Source organism: Embleya sp. NPDC050154 (assembly GCF_044460165.1).
In the GTDB taxonomy this organism is placed as follows: domain Bacteria; phylum Actinomycetota; class Actinomycetes; order Streptomycetales; family Streptomycetaceae; genus Embleya.
Genome location: NZ_JBITJP010000005.1, coordinates 392,389 through 413,776 on the forward strand (window position 1 = coordinate 392,389; position 21,388 = coordinate 413,776).

Below are 21,388 nucleotides of genomic sequence, written 5' to 3' on the forward strand. Positions count from 1 at the left end.
GCGGACGGGGCGGGAGCCCCTGGACGCCGCCCGCCACGCGCCGTCGGCGCCGCACAGACCGCACGCACCGCACACACACGGGAACGGGGACGAGCATGGCCATCACCGGGACCGCCGGCGCGACACCGCGGCTCGCCCATCGCGACCCGCGCGTACTGGCCTGGCTCGGCGCCTACACCGCGTCGCTGATCGGCGATCAGATCTGGTTCCTGGCGCTGTCCTGGACGGCGGTGCGCAGCGGCGACGCGACGCAGACCGGGTGGGTGCTGGCCGCCGGATCGCTGCCCCGAGCCCTGCTGATGTTGCCCGGCGGGGCGATCGCGGATCGGTACGGACCGCGCCGGGTGGTCCTCGGCAGCGACCTGGTGCGCTGCGCGGTGATGCTGGTTGCCGCGCTCGCGGTGCTCGCGCGCAGCCCCGGGATCGGGCTGCTGGTGCTGATCGCGCTGCTGTTCGGCGCGGTGGACGCGTTGTTCATGCCCGCCGTGGGCGCGTTGCCGGCGCGGTTGACCACGCGTACGCAACTGGTCCGGGTGCAGGGCATGCGCTCGTTGTCCCAGCGGGTGGCCACCGTGGTGTCCGCGCCGATCGGCGGCGCGGCGCTGGCGATCGGCGGCGCGACGGCGGCCTTCACACTGAACGCGGCGCTGTTCGCGCTCTCCCTCGCACTGCTGTGGCGGCTTCGTCCGGGACCCGCGCCCGAGGCGGAACCGGGGCAGGAGGAGCCGGAGTTGGGCCTGCGTGCGGGCCTGCGGTACGTGGTCCGGCATCGGGTGCTGGGGCCGCTGCTGGCGGTCACCGCGCTGATGGAGTTGGGCTTCACCATCCCGATGAACATCGGCATCGTGCTGCTTGCCGACGTCGCGGGCTGGGGGCCGGGCGGGATGGGCGTGGTGCTGGGCGCGTGGGGGATCGGCGCGGCGATCGGCGCGCTGGCACTGACCGTCGCGGGCCGGGTGCCGCGCCCGGCGCTCGTGTTGCCGGTGGGGATGGTCGTGATGGCCGCGAGTCTGGTCGGCCTGGGCTACGCGCCCGGCCTGGGAGCGGGCGTGGCGTGCGCGGTGGCGCTGGGTGTGGGCACCGGCGTGGTCGGCGGTGCCGGGAGCGCCCTGGTGCAGACCACGTGCGCGCCCGGCGCGCTGGGTCGGGTGACCGCGCTCCAGATGTTGTTCGGGGTCGGTCTGATCCCGCTGCTGTACCCCGTCGGCGGCATGCTCGCGTCGGCCCACGGCCCCTCGGTCGTGTTCGCCGCCGGTGGCGGCGCGATGCTCCTGGGGGTGCTCCTGGCGCTCGTGAGCGGAGCGTTTCGCCGCCGACCGTGAGGCGCCGCCGGCGCGGACTCCGGCCGGCAGACGCGAAATCGGGTCACGGAAGGATTCCGGTCCCACAACGATCATCTGACCCGGAGTCAAGTAGTTGGGCCCGGCCGAGCGGTGGGTTCACCCGATCGGGCAGGCTAGGCACATGACGATGCCGCCATCACCCGGACAGGGGGGCTACCCCGGCTACGGGCAGCAACCCGGCCAGGGTTATCCGAGCAACCAGCCGTACCCCGGGCAGCAGTACCCACAGGGTGGGCAGCAGTATCCGCCTCCGCAAAACCCGTACGGCGGCGCGCCGCAGTACCCGGGGGCCGGCGGCGGACCGCAGTACCCCGGAAACTACGGGGGCGGGGGCTACGGCGGCGGCATGCCGCCCGGCCCCAACCAGGGCGGCTCCGGCAAGGGCCCGCTGATCGCCGTGGTGATCGCCGCGATCGTCGTGGTCGGTGGCATCATCGCCACGCTGGTCGTGGTGCTGGGCGGGGACGACAAGAAGGACGACAAGGCCGGGCCCACGAACAGCGCGACCACCTCGTCCAGTTCCAAGCCGACGAGCAGCACGAGCGCGCCGAGCACCCCCACCGGCCGCCCGACCACCAGCCGCCCGACCCCGCCGCGGACCACGTCCGGCACGTCCGACCCGGACCTGCCCTCGGAGGTCCGGTACGTGGACCTGTCCAAGGGCGACTGCGTCACCCTGGACGCCACGTCGGGCACCATCGACAAGACGTCCTGCAACAGCACGCACACCGGCGAGGTCTTCCTGACCTACGAGCTCACCGGCAGCACCTACCCGGGTGAGGCGGCGATCACCGACCAGACCGAGTCGAAGTGCACGCCCGCGATGAGCACGGCGCTCAGCGGCCGGTCCGACGCCTCGCAGTTCACCTTCACCTACACCTTCCCCAAGCAGCCGGGGTGGGACATCGGTCGCCGCAAGGTGACCTGCATCGCGAAGTACAAGTCGGGGCAGACACTCACCAAGCCACTGCGCTGACCCGAGCGCCCGGCCCTTGGGGGAGGGATCGACGTGATGAGCACTCCCGGCGGATACCCGGGCGGCAACCACGGTTCCGGCGGCTACGGCGGGGGCGGGTACGGCGGCGGTGCGGGCGGCTATCCCGGCGGCCCCGCGGGGCCGCCGCCCACGAACCCGCCGTCGCCCTACGACGGTCCGACGATCGGCGGCCCGCCCTACGGCGGCGGCCCTCCGTACGGTGGTGGCGGCCCACCGTACGGAGGCGGACCGCCCTACGGCCCGGGCGGTCCCGGCGGCCCCTCCGGCGGGCGGGGCGGCGGGCGCGTGGTGGCGATCGTGGTGGTCGTCGCGCTGGTGATCGCCGGCGGCGTGATCGCCCTGGTGCTGAGCCTGGGCGGGGACGACGACAAGGGCGACAAGGCCGGCCCGGCGGACACCGCGACCGGGCGCACGAGCGCGCCGGCGAGCACTCCGCCGCCCACGGACACCCCCGAGCCGCCGTCGAGCGAGCCGCCGAGTACCCGGGCCGTCACGCCCCAGGCGACCAACTCCAACGGCAGCGTCGCGGTCAAGAAGGTCCCGCTCAGCCCGGGCGACTGCATTTCGTTCGCGGCCGTCGGCACGGACGTGGACAAGGTCGCGTGCACGGCGCCGCACGACGGGCAGCACGTCCGGAACGTCGCGCTGCCGGACGGCACCTGGCCCGGCGACGCGGCGATGGACACCCAGGCGTCCGCGGTGTGCAAGCCGATCGCCGAACCCGTGATCGCCCGCCAACCCGAGGCGGAGCAGCTGACCTGGCTCTACATCTACCCGAAGGAATCGGGCTGGATCAGTGGCGACCGCGAGGTGCAGTGCCTGGTGTCCTACGTGGACGAGACCAAGAAGCTGACGGCGCCCCTGCGATAGGACCGCAGGGGACCGCGAACGGACCCGAGGGCCGGACGGGGCCGCACGGCCCGTCCGACCCTCGGGGGCGACCGGCCCAAGACCGGGCTCGGCTCAGCGCGACGTCTTCTGCTGCGCCGTCCACGAGGCGTGCAGCCGCGAGTAGATCCCGCCGGCCCCGACCAGGCGGGTGTGCGGCCCGCGTTCGACCAGCTTGCCCGCGTCGAACACGAGCACCTCGTCGGCCGATTCGGCGGTGGACATCCGGTGTGCGATGAACACCGCGGTGCGGCCCCGGGTCAGCCCGTCCAGGGCCCGCCCGATCCGTACCTCGGTGGCCGGGTCCACGGCCGACGTCGCCTCGTCCAGGACCAGCAGGTCGGGATCGGCGATGTAGGCCCGCACGAGCGCGACCAGTTGCCGCTCGCCCGCCGACAACGACTCGCCGCGCTGGCCCACCGGGGTGTCCAGGCCCGCGGCCAGCCCGGCCAACCAATCGGCCAACCCCAGGTCGGTGAACGCGGTGCGAATGGCCGCGTCGTCCGCGTCCGGCCGGCCGTAGCGCACGTTCTCGCGCAGCGTGGCGTCGAACAGGAAGCCCTCCTGCGGCACCATCACCACCCGGGCGCGCAGCGACGAGAAGCGCACCCGGGGCAGTTCGACGCCGTCCAGCAGCACCCGACCCTCGTCCGGGTCGACGAGGCGGGTGAGCAGCTTGGCGAACGTGGTCTTGCCGGAGCCGGTCTCGCCGACCACCGCGATCCTCGTCCTGGGCGCGAGCGTGACGTCCACGTCGTGCAGGATCCGCGGCCCGCCCGGGTACCCGTACGAGACGTGGTCGAAGGCGACCTCGACCGGGCCGCGCGGGAGTTCCTCGCCCGCGTCGCCCGGGTCGGCGATGTCCGGCTCCGCGTCCAGCACCTCCAGCACCCGGCGCCAGCCCGCGAGCGCGTTCTGCGCCTCGTTGAGGATCTCCACGCCCATCTGCACCGGGCCCACGAACAGGGTGACCAGGAACAGGAAGGCGACCAGTTCGCCGACGCTGAGCTGCCCGTCGATGCCCAGCCACACACCCACCACCACCACGAGGCCGTTGGCCAGGCCGACCACGAACTCGCCCATCGGGAAGGTCAACGCGACGAACAACTGGGCGCGGGTCTGCGCGTCCCGGTGCGCGTCCACCGACGCGTCGATCCGACGCGCGGTGCGGTCCTCGATGCCGTGCGCGCGCACGATCGCGGCGCCCACCACCGGCTCCGCGATCGCGCCGAGCATCCGGCCCATGGCCACCCGCACGTGCGAGTAGGCGGCGGCGATGCGCTTTTGCACTGCGCGCATGAAGAAGTACAGCGGCGCGAAGCACACCCACACGAGCAGCGTGAGCTGCCACGAGTAGACGAACATCAGCACCGTCACCAGCGCGATCTGCCCGACGCTGACGATCAGCAGCAGACCGCCGAACTGGATGAAGCGGCTGATCGTGTCCACGTCGCCGGTCACCCGCGAGACCAGCGAGCCGCGCTTCTCGGACTGCTGGTGCAGCGTGGACAGGTCGTGGATGTGCCGGAAGGCGGCCACCCGCAGGGTGGACAACCCGCGCTCGCTGGTGCGGTACAGGCGCACGTTCATCGCGTACGCGGACACCGCGGTGACCACCACCGCCAGCGCCGCGAGCGCGGCCATCGTGCGCACCACGGTCAGGTCCGGGCCGGCGTCGGCGCGCAGGCCCCGGTCGATGGTCTGCTGGACGGCCAGCGGCACCACGATCCGGCCGGCCGTGCCCACCACGGCCAGCAACAGCGTGACGATCCAGCCCTCGGTGAACTCCGGGGTCAACCGCAGGCCCCGGCGCAGCACGCTCCATCCGGACTCGGTCGGCCGGGTCGACGCGGGGTCGGCGCCGATCCGCGACGCGGCCTTCGGCTCGGGTTCGGGCGCCTTGGCCGTGACGGTGGCGATACTCATGAAGCCGTGGCCTCCTCGGCCTCGCTGACGTCGATGTCGAGATCCTCGTCCGCGCCCTCGCGCGCGGCGCGCTCGTACGCGTTGACCAGTCGGCGGTAGCCCACCGAGCGGTCCAGCAACTCGTGGTGCGGGCCGCGGTCGAGCACCCGGCCGCCCTCGACGTAGATCACCTCGTCGGCGAGCGCGATGGTGGCCTTGCGGTAGGCCACCACGACCACCGTCGCGGGGCCCGCGTCGCGCAGCCCGTGCAGGATGGCCGCCTCCACCCGCGGGTCCACCGCAGAGGTGGCGTCGTCCAGGACCAACAGGCGCGGGCGCCGCACCAGCGCCCGGGCCAGCGCGATGCGCTGGCGCTGGCCGCCGGAGAGGGTGGTCCCGCGCTCGCCCACCTGGGTGCCCAGGCCCTCGGGCAGCGCGGTGACGAAGTCGGCTTGGGCGATCCGCAGCGCCTCGTGCACCGCCGCGTCGTCCAGGTCCAGGCCCAGGGTGATGTTGTCGCGCACGCTGTCGTCGAACAGGAACGCCTGCTGCGGCACCAGCGCCGCGGTGGCCGCGATCCCGCCACGCCGATAGTCGCGCAGGTCGGTGCCGTCCAGCAGGATCGCGCCGTCGACCGGGTCGACCAGGCGCACCAGGAGCGAGACCAGCGTGGACTTGCCGGACCCGGTCGGGCCGACGACCGCGATGGTGCGCCCGGGCTCGACGTCGAAGGCCACGTCGTGCAGCACGTCGGTGTCGTCGGTGTAGCCGAAGCGCACCGCGCGGGCCTGCAGGCGGGCCGGACCGGCAGAGGCGTCGCCGCCCTCGATCGCCCCGTAGGCGTGCTCGCCCTCGGCCTCCAGCACCCCCTTGACCCGGTCGAAGCCGACCACCGAGCGCGGCATGTCGCCCAGCAGCCAGCCGATCGCCCGGACCGGGAAGGCCAACAGGGTGAACAGGTAGGCCACCTGGACCAGGTCGCCGGGGGCCAGGTCCCCGTGCGAGACCCGGACTGTGCCGACCACCAGCACCAGCAGCACGCCGAAGCTGGGCAGCGCCTCCAGGATCGGGTCGAACAGCGCCCGCACCCGGCCCACCGCGATGTTCGCGTCGGCCAACTCGCGCGACGCGGCGGCGAAGCGGGTGGTCTCCTCGGTCTCGCGGCCCAGCGTCTTGACCACCAGCGCACCGTCGAAGCTCTCGTGCGCGATCTCCGCGACGTCGGCACGCAATTCCTGCGCGCGCATCGCCAGCGGGCCCTGCTTGCGCTGATAGATCACGTTGAGCAGGGCGATCGCCGGGAAGATCACGAAGCCGACCAGCGCGAGCGCCCAGTCGGTGAGCACCATCGAGATCGCCGCGACGAACAACATCACCACCACGCCGGTGGCCATCGGCAGCGGCGCGACCGGATTCCAGGCCGCCTCGACGTCGGCGTTCGCGTTGGACAGCAGCGTCCCGGTGGGGTGGCGGTGGTGCCACGCGAGCGGCAGCCGCAGGTACTGCCGGGTGACCCGACGCCGGTAGGTGGCCTGGAGGCGGTACTGCATCACACCCGCCCACAGGCGGCGCCCGATCACGCCGAACGCCTTGAGCAGCGCGATGCCGAAGACCGCCGCGAACGCGCCGATCAGCGCACCGGCCGTGGTCCGCCCGTCCCGGAACGCGGGAATGATCACCTCGTCGGTGACCCGGCCCAGCACCAGGGCCGAGCCGACCGTCATCACGCCGTACACCGCGCTCGCGCCCACCGCGGCGGCGAAGATCCGCGGCTCCTCGCGGATCGCCACGCCGATGACGCGCAGTCCTTGTCGCAGCACGACCTTGTCCGCCACGGGGCTCACTTTCACGGGAATCCGGCCGCCGCGAACGGGGCTCTCGAAGGATGGTTGTCCAATGAAAGTACAAGGCATGTCGGACGGCCCGGATTCCCCGGCGCGGACCTCGATTCGATCAGGATCGACGCACCCGGCTCGGCTTGGACCGCACCTTTCCCGCATGTCACCCTGTTTCGGGCGTTCCCCGCCGGCCGTGCCGGAGTGTCGCCGGCATCCGCAACCAAACCCCGGGCCGGTCTCGTCTCCACGGGCGTGCCCTGACCATGATCCATAGGACCGAGGACGCCGCTGTGGGCCTGACCAGCCTCAAACTGATAATCCTGCTCGGCGTCGTCGCCTTCGCGGCGGCCGCGGCCGCCGTGTACTTCTGGCCGAAGTTGTCCCGCCAGGGGGTACTGCCGATCCTGGGACGGGTCGGCATCCTGCTGAGCACGCAGGTGCTGCTGATGGCCACCGTCGCGGTGATCGGCAACCGCTACTTCGTCTTCTACACGACCTGGGACGACCTGCTCGGGCACACCGGCAAGCCGGTGGTGAACTTCGGCACCAACGGTCCCGGTGACGTGCCCAAGCTGGTCAAGGAGAACGGGACCGAGACGATAGACGTCCCGCAGGGCAAGAACCCGCAGGCCGCGGGCCAGATCATGCAGGTGGACGTGGCAGGGCGACGCAGCGGGCTGGGCACGGCCGCGCTGGTCTACCTGCCGCCGCAGTACTTCCAGGCCCAGTACAAGGACCGGCGCTTCCCGGTCGTGGTCGTGCTCACCGGCTACCCCGGCAACGAGCGCAACCTGGTCACCCGCCTGGAACTGCCCAAGTTCGCCGCCACCGAGATCGCCGCCGGCCGGGTCCAGCCCACCATCTACGTGATGATGAAACCGAGCGTCGGCGTCGCCCGCGACACCGAGTGCACCGACGTGCCCGGTGGGCCGCAGGTGGGCATGTTCTTCAGCCAGGACCTGCCCGAGGCGATCAGCCAGGCCTACCGGGTCGCCCCCGGGCCGCGCGGCTGGGGCATGCTCGGCGACTCCACCGGCGGCTACTGCGCGGCCAAGCTCGCGATGCTGCACTCGGACCGGATCGGCGCGGGCGTCGCGCTGTCCGCCGACTACGGCGCGCCGATGGACGGCGACACCGGCGACCTGTACGGCGGCAGCAAGGCGTACCGCAACCAGCACGACCTGATGTGGCGGCTGAAGAACATGCCGATGCCACCCGTCAGCCTGCTGCTCACCAGCAGCGAGAGCGGTGAGCCGAACCTGGCCGACACCAAGGAGTTCCAGCGACTGGCCAAACCTCCGCTGAAGGTGGACACGCTGCTCCTGCCCACCGGCGGGCACAACTTCAAGACCTGGCAGGCGGTCCTGCCGGACGCGCTGCGCTGGATGAGCACGCAACAGAACACCGACCAACCCAAGGACTCCGCGCCGATCGCCGCGTCGCCGTGACCGCACCGCCGACGGGACGCCCCCGACCGCATGCCCCGACCCCACACGTGTGACCGCACACCCGTGACCGCGCCCCCTTGACCGCGCCCGGTGCGGGCCGAAGGATCGGCACATGCCGACTTCCCACGCCCGCACCGAACGTGCCGCGCTCGCCGAACTCCTGCGCGTGCTCGGCCCGGACGCGCCCACCCTGTGCGAGGGTTGGACCACCCGCGACCTCGCGGCGCACCTGGTGATCCGCGAGCGGCGCCCCGACTCCGCGCCGGGCATCATGTTCGAGGCGCTCGCCGGCCACACCGAGAAGGTCCGGCTGCGGCAGGCGGCCAAGCCGTACGAACAGACCGTGCGCCTGGTCGCCGACGGCCCGCCGCGGCTGTCCGTGTTCGGCATCCCCGGTGTGGACGCCGCCGCCAACACGATGGAGTACTTCATCCACCTGGAGGACGTGCGCCGCGCGCAGCCCGGCGGCGCCGAGCCGCGCGAACTGGACCCCGCGCTCACCGAGATCCTGTGGAAGCGGGCCGTCGGCTCCTCGCGGATCGCGCTGCGCGGCGTCCCGGTCGGCGTGGCGCTGCGCCGCACCGACACCGGACCCGACGAACAGCCCAGGACCATCCACAAGGGCACGCCCGTGGTGACCCTGAGCGGACACCCGGGCGAACTGCTCCTGTACCTGTTCGGCCGCAAGGACCGGGCCCGGGTCGACCTGGACGGCGACCCGGCGGCGATCGACACCCTGCGTACGGCCCGTACCGGCCTGTGAACACCGAACCGGTCGGCCCGCGCGGGTCTGCGACAATGCGCGCATGACCGGTGCCACCCACCCGCCCGCGCGGCCGTCCGACCTCGACCCGACCATCGCCGCACGCCTCAAGCGCGACCCCGACGGCCTGATCGCCGCCGTCGCGCAGGCCGGCGACACGGGCGAGGTGCTGATGGTCGGCTGGATGGACGACGAGGCCCTGCATCGCACGCTGACCACCGGCCGATGCACCTACTGGAGCCGCAGCCGGCAGGAGTACTGGGTCAAGGGCGACACCTCCGGCCACGTGCAGAAGGTGCTCTCGGTCGCGCTCGACTGCGACGGCGACGCCGTGCTGGTGCGGGTCGAGCAGACCGGCGCCGCGTGCCACACCGGCGACCGCACGTGCTTCGACGCGGACGTCCTGCCCGTCTCCGACTGACCGCCGCCGACCCCGGGCCCGCGTGGCCCCGGCTCCGCCCGACCTCGCTGCCCGGGAGATTGCGCACGTCATGACCACCGGAACCGTCACCCCCGACCTCGACACCTTCCGGGCGCTCGCGCGCGACCGGCGGGTCATCCCCGTCACCCGGAGCTTCCTGGCCGACGGCGACACCCCCGTCGGGCTGTACCGCAAACTCGCCGCCGAGCGGCCCGGCACCTTCCTGCTGGAGTCCGCCGAGAACGGCCGCTCGTGGTCCCGCTATTCGTTCGTGGGCGTGCGCAGCGCGGCGGTGCTCACCGAGGCGGCCGGACGGGCCCGCTGGCTGGGCACCCCGCCGGTGGGCGTGCCGGTGGACGGCGATCCGCTGGAGGTACTGCGGGCCACCGTGGCCGCGTTGCACACCCCGCACGGCGTCCCGGGCCTGGAACTGCCACCGCTGACCGGCGGGATGGTCGGCTACCTCGGCTACGACGTGGTGCGCCGGCTGGAACGGCTGCCCGACGCGACCGTGGACGACCTGCGGGTGCCGGAACTGATGATGTTCCTGGCCACCGACCTCGCGGTGCTCGACCACGTGGACGGCAGCGTGTTGCTGATCGCCAACGCGATCAACCACGACAACCGCGAGTCCGGCGTCGACGAGGCCTACCACGCGGCGGTGGCCCGGCTCGACGCGATGACGGCCGACCTGGCCCGGCCGACCGGACTGGCCGCGGCCTCGTTCGAGCGCGCCGCGCCGGCGGAGGCGGTCGGCCCGTGGGGCTCACCCGCCTACCGCAAGGCGGTGGAGGCGGCCAAGGAGGAGATCCGGGCCGGCGAGGCGTTCCAGATTGTGCTGTCCCAGCGCTTCGAGATGCCCACCGAGGCCGGCGCGCTGGACGTGTACCGGATCCTGCGCGCGACCAACCCCAGTCCGTACATGTACCTGTTCCGGCTGCCGGGCCCGGACGGCGGCGCCGAGGGCGGCTTCGACGTGGTCGGCTCCAGCCCCGAGGCGCTGGTCAAGGTCGAGAACGGGCGCGCGATGTTGCACCCGATCGCGGGCACCCGCCCGCGCGGCGCCACCCCCCAGCAGGACGCCGACCTGGCCGAGGAGTTGCTCGCCGACCCGAAGGAACGCGCCGAGCACCTGATGCTGGTCGACCTGGGCCGCAACGACCTGGGCCGGGTCTGCGCACCCGGCACGGTCGAGGTGATCGACTTCATGTCGGTCGAGCGGTACAGCCACGTGATGCACATCGTGTCCACCGTGGTGGGCGAGTTGGCCCCGGAGCGCACCGCGTTGGACGTGTTCGCCGCGTGCTTCCCGGCGGGCACCCTCTCCGGCGCGCCCAAGCCGCGCGCGATGGAGATCATCGAGAACTTCGAGCCGACCCGGCGCGGGCTGTACGGCGGTTGTGTGGGCTACGTCGACTTCGCCGGCGACCTGGACACCGCGATCGCGATCCGCACCGCGCTCATCCGCGACGGTGTGGCGTACGTCCAGGCCGGTGCGGGCGTGGTGGCCGACTCCTCGCCCGAGGCCGAGGACATCGAGTGCCGCAACAAGGCGGCGGCGGTGCTGCGCGCGATCGCCATCGCGGGGACGTTGACGCCGGCGCACGAGGTATAGGGCGGGTCTCGGGACCCGGTAGGAGTTCGTCCTCGAACCGGCCGGGGCTGGTTCTCGGGCCCGACTCGGGCCTCGTCCGGGATGGCAGGGGGACCGCGCCGACCCGCCCCGGGTCAAGCCGTTCGGCGGCGTGGGTCATGCTGGTGACATGACCGACGCGAGGACCGAGGCCGGCGCAGCGCGCAGTGGCACCGAGACGGACGACCGAGCGATCGCGGAGCCCGCGACCGCGGCCGGCGCGGGCGATACGGCGGACGCGGCGGCGTCGCGGGAGCGCAGGGCGGCCCGCCGGGAGTTGACCGTCGCGGTGCTGTTGGCCCTGGTCGGCGCGGCCGTGGTGCTCTCGGCGGCGGGGCGTACGTGGGCCGAGGGCACCGCGCCGGTGCACGGCTCGCGGATCGCGGTGCACGCGAGCGGCAACACGATCAACAAGGCCGGCTCCGCGCTCGCGCTGCTCGGCCTGGCCGGCGGCCTCGCGGTGCTCGCCACCCGCACGATCGGGCGAACCGTCATCGGCGTGCTGGTGACGCTGGCCGGGCTCGGGGTCACGGTATTGGCCGTGCAAGGTGCCGGCGACACCTCGGCGGTGAACTCCGAGGCGGCGGGCAAGGCGGCCGTCGAGGGGGTTCGCGCGGTGGACGTCAGCCACACGATCTGGCCGTGGTTCGCGGCCGTGGGCGGTGCGCTGATCCTGCTGGCCGGTCTGTTCGTGGTGCTTCGGGGCCGGCGCTGGCCCGGGATGTCCAACCGCTACGAGGCCCCCGGCGGCAAGGCGGCCGCCGTCAAGCGCGGCCCGGTCCGCAACGCCGATCTGTGGAACGCGCTCGACCGCGGCGAGGACCCCACGCGCTGAGCACTGCTCTCGACGGGTGACAATAAGACTCGCGCGGTTGTGATCGCGGCGCCCAGGACGGTGTCGCGGCAGCCGCGCACAAGCGTGTGAATGTGAAGCCGAAGGAGTTGAGCGATGTCGTCGCAAGCCGGAAACCACGGCAGTACCCCCGCCGCCTGGACCGTGACCATACTGGCGCTGATCGGCTGCACGATCTCCGGCGTCGCGATGATCGCGGCCAACGTGATGTTGTTCTGGGTCGGTGCGGTTGTGGTTTTGGTGGGGTGCGTCGCCGGTGCGGGCATGCGGATGGGTGGTCTCGGCACGGCTCCTGCGCGGCGCTGACGTTCGGCCCCGGCCGGGCTGGTTTTCGGCTGACCTCGGGCGTTCGGTCGGTTCGGGTCGGCCTCAGGCGCCGGCCGGGCTGATGTGGGCTCAAGCGCCTGCCGGGCCGGTTCGGGCGTCGGTTGGCTCGGGCGGTGGTGGAGGTTTGGTGTGGCGGGCCCGGGGCTGTTCTAGGGTGGGCTCGCCGGTGCGGCGTTGTGCCTAGGGGGGAATGTGGCCTACGGCTATCCGGGGGCTTCCGGAGGCGGTGAGGAGCGGCCGGATCGGACGCGGGAGTGGAACGCGCCGGCTCGACCGTTCGGGCACGCCATGCCCTATGGACCGCCGACCACGCCGCCGCCCGCCGGACCGCCACCCGGGCCGCCGGAGAACTACCTCGCGTGGGCGGTCGTGGCCACGGTCTTCTGCTGCTTCCTGGCGGGCGTGCCCGCGCTGCTCGCGGCCACCAGTGTCAACGAGCGTTGGCAGCGCGGCGACGTCGCGGGCGCCCGGCTCGCTTCCTTGCGGGCCCGCAACTGGACCATCGGCACGGTGCTGCTCGGCGTGATCTTCTGGACCACCTGGATGGTGGGTGTGTTCCTGCTCGGCTGGAAAGACACGCTGGGTGACCTCTGACGGTGCGTCCGGACCGCACAATGGGTCGGTGAACACCCCCGCCCCGCCCGCGCCGAGCACCGGCTTCCGGCTGCGCAACCTCGGACTGCCGGCCGTGAGCCTGGCCCTGCTCGGTGCCGCGACCGCCTATGTGGGGCTGGTCGATCCGCGCGAGAGCGGCCACTATCCGCCGTGCCCCTACCTGCTGCTCACCGGCCTGCCCTGCCCCGGCTGCGGCGGCCTGCGCTGTGTGCACGCGCTGACCCACCTCGACCTGCCCGCCGCGCTGGGCTACAACGCGCTCGCGGTCGCGCTGTTCCCGCTGATCGGCGTGTTGTGGCTGCGCTGGGCGGTGCGCACCGCCCGCGCGCGCCCGCGTCGGGCGCTCGCCGACCCCCGCCCGCTGCGGGCTCTGCTGGTGGTCGTGCTGCTCTTTTGGATCGTCCGCGACCTGCCCTTCGGTGCGGCGCTCGCGCCCTGACGCACAGTGATCGCCGGCGGTTCCGCCGGCCGGACCGTGCGCACGGACCCACCGTGCGACGCCGTATGCTGCCCCCACCTCTTCGGCGGAGCGGCGTGGACGGGTCTGTTCGAATCGGCCTATACCATCGAAGAGCCGGGGGAGCAGGTTCTCCGGACAAACGAGGGGATGTAGGGCGTGAGCGTTCTCGACGAGATCATCGACGGTGTCAACGCCGACCTCGCCGAACGACAGGCCCGCGTATCCCTTGACGAGATCAAGGAACTCGCGGCCCAGGCGCCGGCACCCCGCGACGCGGAGAGCATCCTGCGCGGCGACGGCATCGCCGTCATCGCCGAGGTCAAGCGCTCCAGCCCCTCCAAGGGCGCACTCGCCGCGATCGCCGACCCGGCCGGCCTGGCCGCCGACTACGAGTCCGGCGGCGCCTCGGTGATCAGCGTGCTCACCGAGCAGCGCCGATTCGGCGGCTCGCTCGAAGACCTCGACGCGGTCCGCGCCGCGGTCGACATCCCGGTCCTGCGCAAGGACTTCATGGTCACCAGCTATCAGCTCTGGGAGGCCCGCGCACACGGCGCGGACGTCGCCCTGCTGATCGTCGCGGCCCTGGAGCAGAACGCGCTGATCTCGCTGATCGAGCGGTCCCGCTCGATCGGTCTCACCACGATCGTGGAGGTCCACGACGAGGAGGAGACCGCCCGCGCGCTCGACGCCGGCGCCACCGTGATCGGGGTCAACGCGCGCAACCTCAAGACCCTCGAGGTGGACCGCAACAACTTCGCCCGGATCGCCCCGCTGATCCCGGACTCGTGCGTGCGCATCGCCGAGTCCGGCGTACGCGGCCCGCACGACCTGATCGCGTACGCCAACAACGGCGCCGACGCCGTCCTGGTGGGCGAGTCCCTGGTCACCGGTCGCGACCCGCGCAGCTCGGTCGCCGACCTGGTCGCTGCGGGCGCCCACCCGGCGATCCGGCACGGGCGCGGCTGAGAGCGCGTGCGGCGATGAGCATGGACCCGCGACTGGCCAGGGGCTGCAAGCCCCGTGGCTGCCGCGCGCCCGCGCGGCGGGTCCGCGGCCGCCGGGTGCGCTATGTGATCGGTTGCGAGCCCGGCCAGGTGCCGGGCAGCCGATGGCGCCGACACGTTTCCTGACCCACCGTCAGCAACGTGCCGTCCGCACGGCATGCCACACCGACAAGGACCTCGCATGTCCAGCACTGCCCAACAGCCGGACCCCTCCGGCCACTTCGGCGTCTTCGGCGGGCGTTTCCTGCCCGAGGCACTGATCGCCGCCCTCGACGAACTGACCGCCGCCTACGAGAAGGCCAAGGACGACCCGGAGTTCCAGGCCGAGTTCGCCGGCCTGCTGCGCGACTACGCCGGGCGCCCGAGCATCATCACCGAGGCGCCCCGCTTCGCCGAACACGCCGGCGGCGCGCGGATCATCCTCAAGCGCGAAGACCTCAACCACACCGGCTCGCACAAGATCAACAACGTGCTCGGTCAGGCCATCCTGACCAAGCGCATGGGCAAGACCCGGGTGATCGCCGAGACCGGCGCCGGCCAGCACGGCGTGGCCACCGCGACCGCGTGCGCGCTGCTCGGCCTCGACTGCGTCGTCTACATGGGCGAACTCGACACCCAGCGCCAGGCGCTGAACGTGGCCCGGATGCGCGTGCTCGGCGCCGAGGTGATCCCGGTGTCGATCGGCTCGCGCACCCTCAAGGACGCGATCAACGAGGCGCTGCGCGACTGGGTCGCCAACGTCGACAACACCCATTACCTGCTCGGCACCGCCGCCGGCGCCCACCCCTTCCCGGCGATGGTCCGCGACTTCGTCAAGGTCATCTCGGTGGAGGCCCGACAGCAGGTGCTCGACCTGACCGGCAAACTGCCGGACGCGGTCTGCGCGTGCGTGGGCGGCGGCTCCAACGCGATCGGCGCCTTCCACGCGTTCATCCCCGACGAGGGCGTGCGCCTGTACGGCTTCGAGGCGGGCGGCGACGGCGTGGAGACCGGCCGGCACGCCGCCTCGATCACCGGCGGCTCGATCGGCGTCCTGCACGGCGCACGCACCTACCTGCTCCAGGACGAGTACGGGCAGACCATGGAATCGCACTCGATCTCGGCCGGCCTGGACTACCCGGCGGTCGGGCCCGAGCACGCGTGGCTGCACCAGACCGGCCGGGCGACCTACCGGCCGATCGACGACGCCCCCGCGATGGAGGCGTTCCGGCTGCTGTGCCGCACCGAGGGCATCATCCCGGCGATCGAGTCCGCGCACGCCCTGGCCGGCGCGATCGAGGTCGGGCGCGAACTCGGCCCGGACGCCACCATCCTGGTCAACCTCTCCGGGCGCGGCGACAAGGACATGCACACCGCCGCCAAGTACTTCGATCTCCTCGACGCGGAAGCGGAGCAGTCGTGACCGGCACCGACACCACCACCAGGCTGACGAAGGTGCTGGCCGCCGCCCGCGCCGAGAACCGCGCCGCACTCGTCGGCTACCTCCCGGCGGGCTATCCCTCCGTCGAGGGCTCCGCCGCCGCGATGCGCGCGATGGTCGAGGGCGGGTGCGACATCATCGAGGTCGGCCTGCCCTACAGCGACCCGCAGATGGACGGCCCGGTCATCCAGCGCGCCGTCGAACACGCGCTCGCACACGGCACCAACACCCACCACGTGATCGACAACGTGCGCGCCGTCGCCGAGACCGGCGCCGCGACGCTGGTGATGTCGTACTGGAACCCGATCGAACGCTACGGCGTCGAGCGGTTCGCGAGCGAACTCGCCGCGGCCGGCGGCAGCGGGGTGATCACCCCCGACCTGATCCCGGACGAGGCGCACGACTGGATCGCCGCCACCGACCGGCACCACCTCGACCGGATCTTCCTGGTGGCGCTGTCCTCCTCGGACGAACGCATCGCCTACACCACCCGCCACTGCGGCGGCTTCGTCTACGCCGCGTCCGTCATGGGCGTCACCGGCGCCCGGACCTCGGTGAGTTCCGCGGCCGGCGACCTGGTCGCGCGCACCCGCAAGACCACCGACCTGCCGGTCTGTGTCGGCCTGGGCGTCTCCACCGCCGCCCAGGCGGCCGAGGTCGCCGCCTACGCCGACGGCGTCATCGTCGGCTCCGCGTTCGTGCGCGCCCTGCTGGACGCGCCCGACGAACAGGCCGGCCTGGACGCCGTCCGCGCCCTCGCCGCCGACCTCGCCGAGGGCGTACGCCGCTGACACCCTCGGAAATCATCCATCCCGTGTAGAAACACGCCAAAATGTGAACCGGCTGGACGACGGCCGCCGCAGCACTCCCGCGGCGGCCGTTGCCATGCCCGCCCCCACCCGCATCGGAGGAACCCGCGTTGAGCGCCAACCCCAGGACCAACCGAACACCCGTCATCCTGGCCGTCGTCGGCGTGCTCGTGGCCGCCGTCCTGGCCGCGGTCCTGGGCGTCGTGCTCACCACCGGTGACGACGACAAGGACGACGCCGGCGAGAACAAGTCGGCGACCGGCCCCAAGTCGGCGATCCGCGTCGTCGACCCGGCCACGCTGCCCGCCGCCGTGCAACCCGACGGCGTCATCCGGGTCGGCAGCGCCTCCGCGCCGGTGACGGTCACCGTGTTCGAGGACTTCCGCTGCCCGTTCTGCAAGCGCTTCGAGACCGGCTTCGGCCCACTGCTCGCCGACTACGCCGAGGCCGGGAAGATCAAGGTCGACTACCACATCGCCTCCTTCCTGGACGGCAAACTCGGCGGCACCGGCTCCGTCAAGGCCGCCAACGCCGCCCGCTGCTCGGTGGACGCGGGCAAGTTCGCCGCCTACCACACGGTGCTGTTCACCAACCAGCCCGAGGAATCCGAGGACGGCTACACCGCCGCGCGACTGCTCGAACTCGCCGACCAGGTCCCGGGCCTGCGCGGCGAGGCGTTCGACACGTGCGTGAACACCGACGCCAACGCCGCGTGGGTCAGTGCCGCCGAAACCGCGTTCGAAAGCTCCGGCGTCTCCGCCACGCCCGCCATCGCGGTGGACGGAAAAATTCTCGACAGCGGGAACTCGGCCATGCGTTCGCCCGACAACCTTCGTGAACTGCTCGACCAACGCCTGGAGAACCCCGGTAGTGGTAAGGCGGCGCTCGGAGAGGAACCTCAAGCACCTTCCGCCGGTTAGACAGGACATGTGCCGGTCCGGGGTGCGGGGGAGAACCGGACCGGGGTCCCCGCACCTCACCTGTCGTGACGGAGGTCAGACCTTGGGAAGCAAGACGATCGAGCCGGTGGCCCTGTGACGACCACGACGGCCGGCGCGAACGGCACCGCCACAGGCGGCCCGCCCGCGAAACTGCGCGCGATCGCGCCCTGGATCGGCCTCGCCGCCAGACTGGGCCTGGCCTTCGTCTGGGCATACGCCGGCTGGGAGAAGGCGCTCGACCCCGACCAGGCCGCCTACGCGGTCCGGGGCTACGACGTACTGCCCGACAACCTCGTCGAGCCGGTCGGCTACGCCCTGCCCTACCTGGAACTGGGCCTGGCCCTGCTCCTGGTGATCGGGCTCGGCACCCGACTGGTCGCGTCCTTGTCCGCGCTGCTCCTGCTCGTGTTCATCGCGGGCATCGCCCAGGCCTGGGCCCGCGGCCTGGCGATCGACTGCGGCTGCTTCGGCGGCGGCGGCCCGGTCGAGCCGGACAAGACCGCGTACCTCGAGGAGATCCTGCGGGACTGCGGCTTCATGCTGCTCGCGATCTGGCTGATCGTCTTCCCCCGAACCCGCCTGTCCGCGGACGCCTGGCTGTTCCCCGAGGAGCAGTCCTACCTCGACCACCACGCGGACGACGAGGACCCGGACCAGGACGAGGACGAGCGGAACACCGACGCGGACGAGTACCGCGGGGACGCGAACCCGAACCCCGGAACCCGGGAACCGAAAGGCCCTGAGATCACGTGAGCTCGAAGAATTCCGAAGGCAAGCGCACCGCGCGCGAGCGCATGGCCCAAGAGCGCGCGCGCCAACAGGCGATCGACAAGCGCAAGCGCGTCATCGTCATCGCCGGCGCCGTGGTGGCCGTCCTCGCGGTCGTCGCCATCATCGGCGTGGTCGTGGGCATGTCCAAGACCAACAAGAAGAAGGGGCCCTGGAAGGACGCGCTCGCCAAGCCGTTCAGCGCCCCCGCCAACCTGTCCGCGGACGGCCTGGGCATCTCGGTGGGCAGCAACCCCAACGCCCCCTCGTTGATCATGTACGAGGACTTCCGCTGCCCGATCTGCCACGAGGTGGAGAAGGCCCTCGGCCCCACCCTGCGACAGATGGCCGACGCCGGCACCATCAAGATCGACTACCACATCGCGTCCTTCCTGGACGGCAAACTCGGCGGCAACGGCTCCAAGTACGCGGCCAACGCCGCCGGCTGCGCGCAGACCGCGGGCAAGTTCGCGCAGTACCACGACACGCTCTTCGCGAACCAGCCCGACGAGTTGGACGACAAGTTCGGCAGCCGCTCCTACCTGCTCGACCTCGCGGGCAAGGTCGAGGGCCTGCGCTCGCCGACCTTCGACAGTTGCGTCAACGACCTGAGCGTCGCGGGTTGGGTCAACAAGGTCGAGGACGCGTTCCAGAACGCCAAGATCGGCGACACCCCGGTCACCGGCACCCCGACCGCGGGCATCAACGGCAAGACCATCGACCTGATCGTCAAGGGTCGCGGCCTGGCCACCCCCGACGAGGTGCGCGCCCAGATCCTGGCAGCGATCAAGTAGTCACCGTCCGTCGCACATCGAACGGGCGCGACACCACATTTTCCGGTGTCGCGCCCGTTCGCATGTGCCCGCCCGCACACGTTCGCCCCCACACCCGGTAGCGTCGTACCCGCCATGGACCTCGCATTCATTCCCAGCCCCTCCCGCGGCCAGATCGACCTCGGTCCGATCCCGCTGCGCGGCTACGCGCTGTGCATCATCCTCGGTGTCGTCCTCGCGATCTGGCTCGGCGAGCGACGCTGGGTCGCCCGCGGCGGTCGCCCCGGCACGGTCGGCGACATCGCCGTGTGGATGGTGCCCTTCGGCCTCGTCGGCGGCCGCATCTACCACGTCATCACCACGCCGGGGCCGTACTTCGGCGACGGCGGCGACCCCATGCAGGCGTTCGCCGTGTGGAAGGGCGGCCTCGGCATCTGGGGCGCGATCGCCCTCGGCGCGGTGGGCGCCTGGATCGGCTGCCGCCGCCGGGGCATCCCGCTGCCCGCGCTGGCCGACGCGCTCGCCCCCGGCATCGTCCTCGCCCAGGCCGTGGGCCGCTGGGGAAACTGGTTCAACCAGGAGCTCTACGGCCGCGAGACCGACGTGCCGTGGGCGGTGAAGATCGACGGCGACCACAACGTGATCGACCCCGGCCAGGCCGGCACCTTCCACCCGACGTTCCTGTACGAGTCGCTGTGGTGCGTCGGCGTCGCGGCGCTGGTGATCTGGGCCGACCGCCGGTTCAAACTGGGCCACGGCCGCGCCTTCGCGCTCTACGTCGCGGGCTACACGGTGGGCCGGTTCTGGATCGAGTACATGCGCGTGGACGACGCCGAGCACGTGCTGGGCATGCGCCTGAACAACTGGACCTCGATCGTCGTGTTCGCCGGCGCGCTCGCCTACATCTGGATCTCGGCGCGCAAGCACCCCGGCCGCGAGGACCCGGCCACGCTGCGCGGGCACGACCGCGGGATGGACGAGGACGCTGAGGACGAGGACGCCGACGGGGCCGAGAAGGCCGAGAAGGCGAAGGCGACCGAGGACACCGGGGGCACCGAGGACGCGGCGGACGCGAAAGCCACGAAGCCCGTGAAGCTCGTGAAGGATGCCGAGAGCGCCGACCACGAACCCGGTGGGCCGGCCGAGGCCGCGACCGACGCCGACCCCGGCGCGGACACGGATGCCGAGCCCGCCGCATCGGTCGTGCGCAAGCCCGCCGACAAGGGCTGACCCCGCTCGACCCGAGGCTGCCCCGACCCGCTTCCACCTGCGGGTTCGGGCAGCCTCTCCGGGTTCGGACAGCCTTTCCTGGCCGGCGGCGGGTCCGGCCGAAACGGTAGCGTCGTCGCCCCAGCGTGACGAGAGGGCCGAACGACCTTGAAGACCACCGACACAGCCGCCGACAGCCCGGGTGCCCCGGCCCTCGGACACCAGGACGGTATAGACCACACCCACCGCGACATCGGCGGCGGCTGGCTGCGCCCGGCCGTGTTCGGCGCGATGGACGGCCTGGTCTCCAACTTCGCGCTGATCGCCGGCGTCGTCGGCAGCGACGCCACGCCCAAGACCGTCGTGATCACCGGCCTGGCCGGCCTGGCCGGCGGCGCCTTCTCGATGGCGGCGGGGGAGTACACCTCGGTCGCCTCCCAGGGTGAACTGGCCCGCGCCGAGGTCGAGGTGGAACGCCGCGAACTGTGCCGCAGCCCCGAGGCCGAACAACGCGAACTCGCCGAGCTGTACATCGCCCGGGGCCTGGACGAGGACCTGGCCGTCGAGGTCGCCCGCCAACTCTCCCGCGACCCCGAGCTGGCCCTGGAGATCCACGCCCGCGAGGAACTCGGCGTGGACCCGCACGACCTGCCCTCGCCGTGGCTCGCGGCCGGCTCCTCGTTCGCCTTCTTCGCGATCGGCGCGCTGCTGCCCCTGCTGCCGTACCTGCTCGGCGCGACCACGCTCACCCCCGCCCTGCTGCTCACCGCGCTCGGCCTGTTCGGCGCGGGCGCCGCGGTCTCCCGGGTCACCGCCCGGCCGTGGTGGTTCGGCGGGACCCGCCAGTTGGTGCTGGGCGCCGCCGCCGGCGGACTGACCTACCTGCTCGGCCTGCTGATCGGCCGACAGGTGTGACGGGTGAGGCATACGTAACACGGCCGTAGCCCGGCGACCTCACCCGGAAACGACCGAT

The 21,388-nt window shown here is 72.3% G+C and carries 22 protein-coding genes; 20 read left to right on the forward strand and 2 right to left on the reverse strand.

Going from position 1 to position 21,388, the window contains the following annotated elements; all coding sequences use genetic code 11:
* The first annotated feature begins 95 nt into the window (after window positions 1-95).
* From ACIBSV_RS13745 to ACIBSV_RS13755, 3 genes are all read left to right on the forward strand, one after another.
* Entirely contained in the window at window positions 96-1,322 is a 1,227-nt protein-coding gene (locus tag ACIBSV_RS13745) for an MFS transporter (protein WP_395862484.1), read from the forward strand.
* A gap of 142 nt (window positions 1,323-1,464) precedes the next feature.
* Complete coding sequence (locus ACIBSV_RS13750) at window positions 1,465-2,319, forward strand: septum formation family protein (protein ID WP_395862486.1); 855 nt, start codon at window positions 1,465-1,467, stop codon at window positions 2,317-2,319.
* Between the two features lie 36 nt (window positions 2,320-2,355).
* Window positions 2,356-3,210, forward strand: a complete 855-nt coding sequence (locus ACIBSV_RS13755; RefSeq protein ID WP_395862488.1) for a septum formation family protein — start codon at window positions 2,356-2,358, stop codon at window positions 3,208-3,210.
* Window positions 3,211-3,303: 93 nt separating this feature from the next.
* On the opposite strand, the gene ACIBSV_RS13760 is transcribed toward ACIBSV_RS13755, so the two are convergent.
* Both ACIBSV_RS13760 and ACIBSV_RS13765 read right to left on the reverse strand, forming a co-directional pair.
* Window positions 3,304-5,154 carry an ABC transporter ATP-binding protein gene (locus ACIBSV_RS13760; RefSeq protein ID WP_395862490.1) on the reverse strand — a complete coding sequence of 617 codons (1,851 nt, stop codon included), beginning with the start codon at window positions 5,152-5,154 and terminating at the stop codon, window positions 3,304-3,306.
* Window positions 5,151-6,968: an ABC transporter ATP-binding protein gene (locus ACIBSV_RS13765; RefSeq protein ID WP_395862492.1), complete on the reverse strand. Its 1,818-nt coding sequence runs from the start codon at window positions 6,966-6,968 to the stop codon at window positions 5,151-5,153. The genes ACIBSV_RS13760 and ACIBSV_RS13765 overlap by 4 nt, the downstream gene beginning before the upstream one ends.
* Before the next feature lie 266 nt (window positions 6,969-7,234).
* Between ACIBSV_RS13765 and ACIBSV_RS13770 the strand changes: the two genes are divergently transcribed.
* The 17 genes from ACIBSV_RS13770 to ACIBSV_RS13850 all read left to right on the forward strand — a co-directional run bounded on the left by ACIBSV_RS13770 (window position 7,235) and on the right by ACIBSV_RS13850 (window position 21,330).
* Window positions 7,235-8,419: an alpha/beta hydrolase gene (locus ACIBSV_RS13770; RefSeq protein WP_395862494.1), complete on the forward strand. Its 1,185-nt coding sequence runs from the start codon at window positions 7,235-7,237 to the stop codon at window positions 8,417-8,419.
* A 112-nt stretch (window positions 8,420-8,531) separates the two neighbouring features.
* A complete protein-coding gene (locus tag ACIBSV_RS13775; protein WP_395862496.1) occupies window positions 8,532-9,182 on the forward strand; it encodes a TIGR03085 family metal-binding protein in 651 nt (216 codons plus the stop codon).
* A 43-nt stretch (window positions 9,183-9,225) separates the two neighbouring features.
* Window positions 9,226-9,603 (forward strand): phosphoribosyl-AMP cyclohydrolase, encoded by a 378-nt coding sequence (hisI, locus tag ACIBSV_RS13780; protein ID WP_355537328.1) that lies wholly within the window; start codon window positions 9,226-9,228, stop codon window positions 9,601-9,603.
* Between the two features lie 70 nt (window positions 9,604-9,673).
* The gene (locus ACIBSV_RS13785; RefSeq protein ID WP_395862497.1) at window positions 9,674-11,218 is read left to right on the forward strand and encodes an anthranilate synthase component I; all 1,545 of its coding nucleotides are present in this window, start codon (window positions 9,674-9,676) and stop codon (window positions 11,216-11,218) included.
* 148 nt (window positions 11,219-11,366) lie between these two features.
* Complete coding sequence (locus ACIBSV_RS13790) at window positions 11,367-12,071, forward strand: TIGR02234 family membrane protein (protein WP_395862499.1); 705 nt, start codon at window positions 11,367-11,369, stop codon at window positions 12,069-12,071.
* Between the two features lie 114 nt (window positions 12,072-12,185).
* Window positions 12,186-12,395, forward strand: coding sequence for an HGxxPAAW family protein (locus tag ACIBSV_RS13795; protein ID WP_395862501.1), 210 nt, complete (start codon window positions 12,186-12,188; stop codon window positions 12,393-12,395).
* Between the two features lie 309 nt (window positions 12,396-12,704).
* A complete protein-coding gene (locus tag ACIBSV_RS13800; protein WP_395862503.1) occupies window positions 12,705-13,010 on the forward strand; it encodes a CD225/dispanin family protein in 306 nt (101 codons plus the stop codon).
* A gap of 28 nt (window positions 13,011-13,038) precedes the next feature.
* Window positions 13,039-13,470 carry a DUF2752 domain-containing protein gene (locus tag ACIBSV_RS13805; RefSeq protein WP_395862505.1) on the forward strand — a complete coding sequence of 144 codons (432 nt, stop codon included), beginning with the start codon at window positions 13,039-13,041 and terminating at the stop codon, window positions 13,468-13,470.
* A gap of 177 nt (window positions 13,471-13,647) precedes the next feature.
* Window positions 13,648-14,457: an indole-3-glycerol phosphate synthase TrpC gene (gene trpC, locus ACIBSV_RS13810; RefSeq protein WP_395862507.1), complete on the forward strand. Its 810-nt coding sequence runs from the start codon at window positions 13,648-13,650 to the stop codon at window positions 14,455-14,457.
* 14 nt (window positions 14,458-14,471) lie between these two features.
* Complete coding sequence (gene trpM, locus ACIBSV_RS13815) at window positions 14,472-14,621, forward strand: tryptophan biosynthesis modulator TrpM (RefSeq protein ID WP_380030666.1); 150 nt, start codon at window positions 14,472-14,474, stop codon at window positions 14,619-14,621.
* Between the two features lie 55 nt (window positions 14,622-14,676).
* Complete coding sequence (trpB, locus tag ACIBSV_RS13820) at window positions 14,677-15,897, forward strand: tryptophan synthase subunit beta (protein WP_395862509.1); 1,221 nt, start codon at window positions 14,677-14,679, stop codon at window positions 15,895-15,897.
* Window positions 15,894-16,706, forward strand: a complete 813-nt coding sequence (trpA, locus tag ACIBSV_RS13825; protein WP_395862510.1) for a tryptophan synthase subunit alpha — start codon at window positions 15,894-15,896, stop codon at window positions 16,704-16,706. The genes trpB and trpA overlap by 4 nt, the downstream gene beginning before the upstream one ends.
* A 128-nt stretch (window positions 16,707-16,834) precedes the next feature.
* The gene (locus ACIBSV_RS13830) at window positions 16,835-17,644 is read left to right on the forward strand and encodes a DsbA family protein (protein WP_395862512.1); all 810 of its coding nucleotides are present in this window, start codon (window positions 16,835-16,837) and stop codon (window positions 17,642-17,644) included.
* A gap of 114 nt (window positions 17,645-17,758) precedes the next feature.
* Window positions 17,759-18,418 carry a MauE/DoxX family redox-associated membrane protein gene (locus ACIBSV_RS13835; RefSeq protein ID WP_395862514.1) on the forward strand — a complete coding sequence of 220 codons (660 nt, stop codon included), beginning with the start codon at window positions 17,759-17,761 and terminating at the stop codon, window positions 18,416-18,418.
* The gene (locus ACIBSV_RS13840) at window positions 18,415-19,227 is read left to right on the forward strand and encodes a DsbA family protein (protein ID WP_395862516.1); all 813 of its coding nucleotides are present in this window, start codon (window positions 18,415-18,417) and stop codon (window positions 19,225-19,227) included. Before ACIBSV_RS13835 ends, ACIBSV_RS13840 begins: the two co-directional genes overlap by 4 nt.
* 114 nt (window positions 19,228-19,341) lie before the next feature.
* A complete protein-coding gene (gene lgt / locus ACIBSV_RS13845; RefSeq protein ID WP_395862518.1) occupies window positions 19,342-20,436 on the forward strand; it encodes a prolipoprotein diacylglyceryl transferase in 1,095 nt (364 codons plus the stop codon).
* 147 nt (window positions 20,437-20,583) lie between these two features.
* Window positions 20,584-21,330: a VIT1/CCC1 transporter family protein gene (locus ACIBSV_RS13850; RefSeq protein ID WP_395862519.1), complete on the forward strand. Its 747-nt coding sequence runs from the start codon at window positions 20,584-20,586 to the stop codon at window positions 21,328-21,330.
* Window positions 21,331-21,388 lie beyond the last annotated feature (58 nt).